The sequence below is a fragment of the Mesorhizobium carmichaelinearum genome (assembly GCF_900199455.1).
Taxonomy (GTDB): Bacteria; Pseudomonadota; Alphaproteobacteria; order Rhizobiales; family Rhizobiaceae; genus Mesorhizobium; species Mesorhizobium carmichaelinearum.
In genome coordinates, this window is sequence record NZ_FZQR01000003.1 from 572,501 (window position 1) to 575,000 (window position 2,500).

2 rRNA genes (1 of these 2 only partly in view) are annotated in these 2,500 nt (G+C 54.4%); both read right to left on the reverse strand.

The annotated features are described in order from the left end of the window. Nucleotides 1-215: 215 nt before the first annotated feature. Nucleotides 216-330 (reverse strand): 5S ribosomal RNA (gene rrf, locus CKW40_RS09450). A 197-nt stretch (nucleotides 331-527) separates the two neighbouring features. After that, nucleotides 528-2,500 (reverse strand): 23S ribosomal RNA (locus CKW40_RS09455) (it continues 827 nt past the right edge of the window).

Consider the following 2,500-nt stretch of genomic DNA (forward strand, 5'->3'; position numbering starts at 1 on the left):
CGAACTAAGCAAGCGTTTGCTTGCTGATCTGAGCAAGCGTTTGCTTGCTTTGGACGTAAGCCAAGGCCTACGAATAGGCTGGCTTACAAATAGGTAGATGGCTCACCAAATGAAAGGGCCGCTTACGCGGCCCGTGGTCCCTTGGCGGGCCTTGTTCGTAGAGAGAAGATTTCACTGACATCCGATTGGATGTGAGTTCAACGTGCGTTTAGCAGACCTGGCAGCGACCTACTCTCCCGCGTCTTGAGACGAAGTACCATCAGCGCTGGAGCGTTTCACGGCCGAGTTCGGAATGGGATCGGGTGCAGCCGCTCCGCCATAACCACCAGGTCGGCAAAACGCACGTTGTTCGAGAAGCTGTTTTTTGTGCCAGGGCGACGTTTGTGGCTTTCGGGCGTAAGCCCGCAAGCGCGACTGCGCGTCGCCGGTTTTCCGGCGCCCTCGCGGAGCATAGGCCCGTAAGGGCCGCTCATGCGTGAGCGCTGGTAAGACCATCTGACTTTGTCAGATGGGCATAAGGAATGAGAACGATCAAGCCGATCGAACTATTAGTACCGGTAAGCTTCAAGCGTTGCCGCTCTTCCACACCCGGCCTATCAACGTGGTCGTCTTCCACGGTTCTCAGGGAATACTCGTTTTAAGGTGGGTTTCCCGCTTAGATGCCTTCAGCGGTTATCCCGTCCGGATATAGCTACCCTGCTATGCGGCTGGCGCCACAACAGGTCCACCAGAGATCCGTCCATCCCGGTCCTCTCGTACTAGGGACAGATCCTTTCAATATTCCTACACCCACGGCAGATAGGGACCGAACTGTCTCACGACGTTCTGAACCCAACTCACGTACCGCTTTAAATGGCGAACAGCCATACCCTTGGGACCTGCTCCAGCCCCAGGATGCGATGAGTCGACATCGAGGTGCCAAACAACCCCGTCGATATGGACTCTTGGGGGTCATCAGCCTGTTATCCCCGGCGTACCTTTTATCCGTTGAGCGATGGCCCTTCCACGCGGGACCACCGGATCACTATGACCGACTTTCGTCTCTGCTCGACTTGTCAGTCTCGCAGTCAGGCAGGCTTATGCCATTGCACTCAGCGAACGATTTCCGACCGTTCTGAGCCCACCATCGCGCGCCTCCGTTACTCTTTAGGAGGCGACCGCCCCAGTCAAACTACCCACCATACATTGTCCCGGACCCGGATAACGGGCCGCGGTTAGACATCCATAGTAATAAGGGTGGTATTTCAAGGGTGGCTCCACCTGAGCTGGCGCCCAGGTTTCAAAGCCTACCACCTATCCTACACATGCCACTACGAATGCCAATGTAAAGCTATAGTAAAGGTGCACGGGGTCTTTCCGTCTAACCGCAGGAACCCCGCATCTTCACGGGGAATTCAATTTCACTGAGTCTATGCTGGAGACAGCGGGGAAGTCGTTACGCCATTCGTGCAGGTCGGAACTTACCCGACAAGGAATTTCGCTACCTTAGGACCGTTATAGTTACGGCCGCCGTTTACTGGGGCTTCGATTCAGAGCTTGCACCCCTCCTCTTAACCTTCCAGCACCGGGCAGGCGTCAGACCCTATACGTCGTCTTGCGACTTCGCAGAGCCCTGTGTTTTTGATAAACAGTCGCTACCCCCTGGTCTGTGCCACCCTCCTCTGCTTGCGCAGAAAAGGGTCACGCTTCTTCCGAAGTTACGCGTGCAATTTGCCGAGTTCCTTCAGCATAGTTCTCTCAAGCGCCTTGGTATACTCTACCAGACCACCAGTGTCGGTTTCGGGTACGGTTTATAAGGAGGAGCTATTTCCTGGAACCACGCAGCAGCCCGTTCAATCCGATAAGATTGGACTACCTCAATGATCCGTCACTACCTCCAAGCCCACGAATATTAACGTGGTTCCCATCGACTACGCGTTTCCGCCTCGTCTTAGGGGCCGGCTAACCCTGCTCAGATTAGCTTTAAGCAGGAACCCTTGGTCTTTCGGCGGGGGAGTCTCTCACTCCCCTTACGTTACTCATGTCAGCATTCGCACTTCTGATACCTCCACCACCCCTCACGGGTATGGCTTCATCAGCTTACAGAACGCTCCGCTACCGCTCGTGATTGCTCACGAACCCTAAGCTTCGGTGTATGGCTTTAGCCCCGTTACATTTTCGGCGCAAAGACCCTTATTTAGACCAGTGAGCTGTTACGCTTTCTTTAAATGATGGCTGCTTCTAAGCCAACATCCTGGTTGTTTTGGGATCCTCACATCCTTTCCCACTTAGCCATAACTTGGGGACCTTAGCTGTAGGTCAGGGTTGTTTCCCTTTTCACGACGGACGTTAGCACCCGCCGTGTGTCTGCCGACTAGTACTCCCAGGTATTCGGAGTTTGGTTAGGTTTGGTAATCCGGTGAGGACCCCTAGCCCATCCAGTGCTCTACCCCCTGGGGTATTCGGTCGACGCTCTACCTAAATAGATTTCGCGGAGAACCAGCTATTTCCGAGTTTGATT